Consider the following 4,242-nt stretch of genomic DNA (forward strand, 5'->3'; position numbering starts at 1 on the left):
CTGCGCGATTTCGGACCAGCCGTGCAGTGGGCAACGCTTGGCGCATGGGTGCCGGTCCTCGTGACACCCGTCGTCGCCTTCATCACCGTCCGCCGACTCGCTCACCCTCGCCAGCGCTACTGGATAGTGCCGGTCATCGGCATCGCCGCCTCAGTGACACTCCACTTCCTGCCGTACCTCTTCTTCGAGACGCCGCAGCTACCCACCGGCGGCTGAGGGGGCGATAGCTGCGCCGACTAGTGACCGTGCAGGGATCCCCTTACGGGACGCCGTTCTACCTTGCGTTGCGCAACCGCAGACGATCGACGGTGACGCCGACCGCGACGGTGACTGCGGCGGCGACCAAGCCCCATCCCAGCCCGAGCGTGAATGTTCCCCTGCTCGGGTCAGCCCAGTTCTCGATCTCCGGGCGTCTGGCGAAAGCAGCAGCGTTGAGCTGGGTTGCCACGAAGGCGACAACAAAAGTCACCAGCGCAAACACCACCAGCGCAGCCAGAGCCCACAACAGGAGCTGCCGACGTCGGCTCCGCGCGTTCCCCCGAACAGTCATGTGCTGAGCGTACGAACTGGACCGCCGCGGCGCACTAGCCGCGGTGCAAAACGACAACGATCAACCGGCCATGCTCCGTCTCTCACCGAAGGATCAGGGCGATCGGTGTCGATCCCCATACGGAACAAGCTGCCTCGCGCTCCTCGCTCCGTTGATGAGAGCCGGTGCTCTAAAGTTCAGGCGAAGTATGGTGAGCGAAACGCAACGGGGGACGCCATGGGCTACAAACGACCGACTTACGGATTCAAGATCGGTGCGGTCGCGCTCATGGCCCTTCCTCTTCTCGCCGGGTGCGCCCAACAGGGCACCAGCGTCTACGACGACCCGACCGTGTACTCGGATTACGACAGGGCGCAGCAAGAGCAGGACGCACTCCCCTCGCTCAGCAGCGTCGGAGACAAGCTCGATCCCGATTCGATCCGGTTCGCCGGGTCGGTCGAAGGCCTCGACTTCTACTTGGCCCTGCCTCGCGAGGGAACCGGACACTGCGTCATCATCAACGAGGGCGACGAACCGGTCAGCGGCTGCGGCGAGAAGCTGTCAAAGCAGAACGACTGGACGGTACAGATCCACCCGGACAACGCCGTACCGGACGACGCCACCGGCGATGGCTGGACTCAGCTCGGCAAGAACCTGTCGGTCCGCGCGAGCTGACAGCGGGAGCACTCTCGCTGAACCACGGCACCCGGCGGAGGGCGGCCCGACGACTTGGTGATCCGCAGAACGATCCCCATATGGGACGGAGCTGAACGGGTAGCGTCACCGGCATGACCTCGGGTTCGCGTCACCGCATTCGAGTTGCTGCCGCGCTCACAACCGGAGCGGCGCTGCTCACCGCCGCCGGCTGCGCGCCGGCGGTGCAGACGTCGGGATGCCCGGGCTGGGCGTATTTTGGATCCGCGGAAGCCCGCTACGAGGTCGCCGAAGCGGTCATCACGACCGCCTCCCCTCGTGCCTCGGGAACTCAGAGCGTCTTCAGCGTCGCAGCATCCGCATACATGGTCACCGTGGATGAGACAGAGAAGGGACCGTTCATTGCAGGAGAGACAATCCGCGTCGTGTCGATGCCTGATGCGTGCAGCGGCACCGACCTCTACCCGGACGGAGACCCGATGGACACCGACCAGCCCCTCCGCCTGTACCTCAGTTCCGGGAACGGATTCTGGGCGACGCTGACTCCGCTCGAGGGCGCTGAACCGATCGAGGAATAGCCCGCCAGTCGATCCCCATATGGAACGGCCAGCGCGCATCTGCCGTCAGCGGTGAGCCGGCGTATCGAAGACCGCTGCGCAGGCAGTGGACACCTCCTCGGGACCAGGCCCGGTAGCAGACCTCAACTCGAGCCACCCACGGAATTCGATGGTCGCTTCCACGAGCTTCGCCAGCTTCAACGCGACGGTCAGAGGAACGCAACAAGGCTCAGCCGACGCCGCGATGTGCCGCCCACGTATCCGCGACGAACTCTGTCACCGCCACTGTCGAGTTGAACACCAGGCGGGCATGCCGACGCTCAGCGGGGCTGGCGTCTGCGCGGCCGTGACCGGTCCCCATGGAATTCCGTGCCTCCGAGACGTTCCTCACCACCGACTGCAGGTTGCGCAGCATCCCCTTCAGTGAGTCGGAAGCACGCGAGTCTTCCGGCACCGCGTTCGCGTGGATACCAAGTGCCCGCGCCGCTGCCCCAAAGAGCACCGGTAAGTCATCGCGGTCGGAGTAACCCACCTCGAACCCTCGCAGGACGAGTTTCGCCTGAGACTCGAGCAACTCCTTGCAGTGCGCGATCGCGGCGGCCGGGTCGGTGTCGATGTCCCGTCGAAGGCGCTTGAGTTGCTGGTCTAGGACCGCCCGGTCCACCACATCGGGAGCAGCGACGATGACCGTCTCTGGGTCGTGGACACCTGCGATTTCGCGACCGCCATAGTAGACGTTGTCGCCCACCCGGCGCTGCTCAAACAGCTCCCACCCAAACGGCACCAGGACCTCGTTGTACGCAGCGACCATCTCGGCGGAGATGACCGCATCCTGCTGCGTGGCGGGCCGTACTGTCGCCGTGAGGAAGGCAAGGAACTGCTCATCTGGGCAGTGCAACAAGTTGAACCTCGGGTCGGTGAAGACCCAGTCGTCGTCCCAGTCTCTGTTGTTGACGCGGTGCTGCCAGATGTCCTCCGCGGCCGTCGGGAACTGCGATCGGCGGCTGTCCGTCGTGGGCAGTTCCCGCAGGTTGTACAACCGCGCAAGGAATGAGTCCTCGTTCTGGCTGCCGGCCCAGTGGTACCCCAGCGACGTCAGCCACTCCGACAGGTCTGTTCGAGATTGCGCACTGATCCGATTCTTCGCGGTCACGACTCGACTGTACGACTCTGGCTGCGTAGCAGAATGTTGCCGTGGTCACCGTGAAGCACCCGCAGTTCCGCCGCGACATCGTCATCGCGATCGCTGATGCTCTTGGTGACACAGATCTCGGACTCTCGGGCTCCGAGATCGGACGAGCTCTGGCACATACAGGCATCCCAGACCCGGTCCCGACGATGACCAAACGCCATCGCTTGGCGACGGCGCTCCAGCAGAAACAAGCGCGGGACCAAGCGGGAAACTGCATCATCGCGTTCATCATGACGGCGATGGGCGTCGGGAATTACGTCCGCCGCCCCGAACGGTTCGAGGAGCTTCGGGAACTGCTCGATCCCGCTCTCGCCCTGGCCGGTCTGCGGGTCCGCGACGACGGACGGGTCGGCAAATCGAAGGCCGCAGAGACGCTGGACGAAGTACAGGCGCTCGAGGGTCGGCTCCTCCGAGAACTGCAGCGCAGGAACGTGCACGAGGAAGTCATCCGGTACTGCCGGGAGGAGCTCATCCGTCGGTCCACGTTCCACGCCGTGTCGGAGGCAACTAAGGGACTGGCGTCGCGTCTTCGGCTGATGACGGGCGCGACTACTGACGGCGCTGAGCTCATAGATGAGGTGTTCTCCACCAAGGAGCGGCGCCCGATGGTTCGAATCAATGACTTCGAGACAAAGTCCGAAGCGAGCGAACATGTCGGCTTCTCGACCATGATGAAAGGCGTGATGGGGACCTTCCGTAATCCCACGGCGCACGCAACCCGAACTGAATGGGAAGTGCGCGAGGACGATGCGCTCGATCTGTTCAGCACACTGTCCTACCTGCACCGGAGGCTGGATACCGCGCGCGTGCGACGCCACGAATGACCGGTCGGGGGATCCCCAAACGGAACGCTTACTAGGCCGCCCCCGCACGGGACGATGCGAGCGCTAGTCTCCTCGCCGTGATCATCGATCTAGAGCCCGGCGACGCGCGGTGGGCGACCGGCCTTCCCGTCCTCCGCGAGCTGCGCCCCCATCTCACTGACGAACTGCTCGAGCTGGTACTTCGAGAAGGCGCACCCCAAGGTCTCCGCTTCACCGCCCTACTGCAAGACGATCACTGCGTGGCTGTCGCCGGCTGGCGAGTGGTCGTCAACACGAGCGCCATCAGGAAGCTCTACATCGATGACCTCTCCACCGCTGCCGCCGAGCGATCCCACGGCCACGGCGCGGCACTCCTAACCGCCCTGGCGGAGCGAGGCCGGGAACTGGGGTGCAGCGCGATCGAGCTCGACTCCGGCGTGCAACGCTTCGAGGCACATCGCTTCTACCTGCGCGAACGGATGGACATCACCGCCCATCACTTCGCTC

7 protein-coding genes are annotated in these 4,242 nt (G+C 64.6%); 5 read left to right on the forward strand and 2 right to left on the reverse strand.

The genetic code is table 11. The annotated features are described in order from the left end of the window. Positions 1–216 (forward strand): hypothetical protein (locus C5C30_RS17860; protein ID WP_219827817.1); only part of this gene is annotated, 216 nt, incomplete at its 5' end. A gap of 58 nt (positions 217–274) precedes the next feature. On the opposite strand, the gene C5C30_RS17480 is transcribed toward C5C30_RS17860, so the two are convergent. Further along, the gene (locus C5C30_RS17480) at positions 275–550 is read right to left on the reverse strand and encodes a hypothetical protein (protein WP_146078901.1); all 276 of its coding nucleotides are present in this window, start codon (positions 548–550) and stop codon (positions 275–277) included. 216 nt (positions 551–766) lie between these two features. Here C5C30_RS17480 and C5C30_RS17160 point away from each other — a divergent pair, with 216 nt between their 5' ends. Further along, positions 767–1,204, forward strand: coding sequence for a hypothetical protein (locus tag C5C30_RS17160; RefSeq protein ID WP_146081577.1), 438 nt, complete (start codon positions 767–769; stop codon positions 1,202–1,204). Positions 1,205–1,317: 113 nt separating this feature from the next. After that, positions 1,318–1,761, forward strand: a complete 444-nt coding sequence (locus C5C30_RS17485; protein ID WP_146076925.1) for a hypothetical protein — start codon at positions 1,318–1,320, stop codon at positions 1,759–1,761. 208 nt (positions 1,762–1,969) lie between these two features. On the opposite strand, the gene C5C30_RS17165 is transcribed toward C5C30_RS17485, so the two are convergent. Continuing rightward, positions 1,970–2,893: an abortive infection family protein gene (locus C5C30_RS17165; protein ID WP_104334182.1), complete on the reverse strand. Its 924-nt coding sequence runs from the start codon at positions 2,891–2,893 to the stop codon at positions 1,970–1,972. A gap of 41 nt (positions 2,894–2,934) precedes the next feature. Here C5C30_RS17165 and C5C30_RS17170 point away from each other — a divergent pair, with 41 nt between their 5' ends. Together C5C30_RS17170 and C5C30_RS17175 are read left to right on the forward strand one after the other, a co-directional pair. Continuing rightward, positions 2,935–3,756, forward strand: coding sequence for a TIGR02391 family protein (locus C5C30_RS17170; RefSeq protein WP_104334183.1), 822 nt, complete (start codon positions 2,935–2,937; stop codon positions 3,754–3,756). Between the two features lie 77 nt (positions 3,757–3,833). Then, on the forward strand, positions 3,834–4,242 hold a 409-nt coding region (locus C5C30_RS17175; protein WP_104334184.1), incomplete at its 3' end, for a GNAT family N-acetyltransferase.

It is taken from the genome of Rathayibacter sp. AY2B5, assembly GCF_002931645.1.
Taxonomy (GTDB): domain Bacteria; phylum Actinomycetota; class Actinomycetes; order Actinomycetales; family Microbacteriaceae; genus Rathayibacter.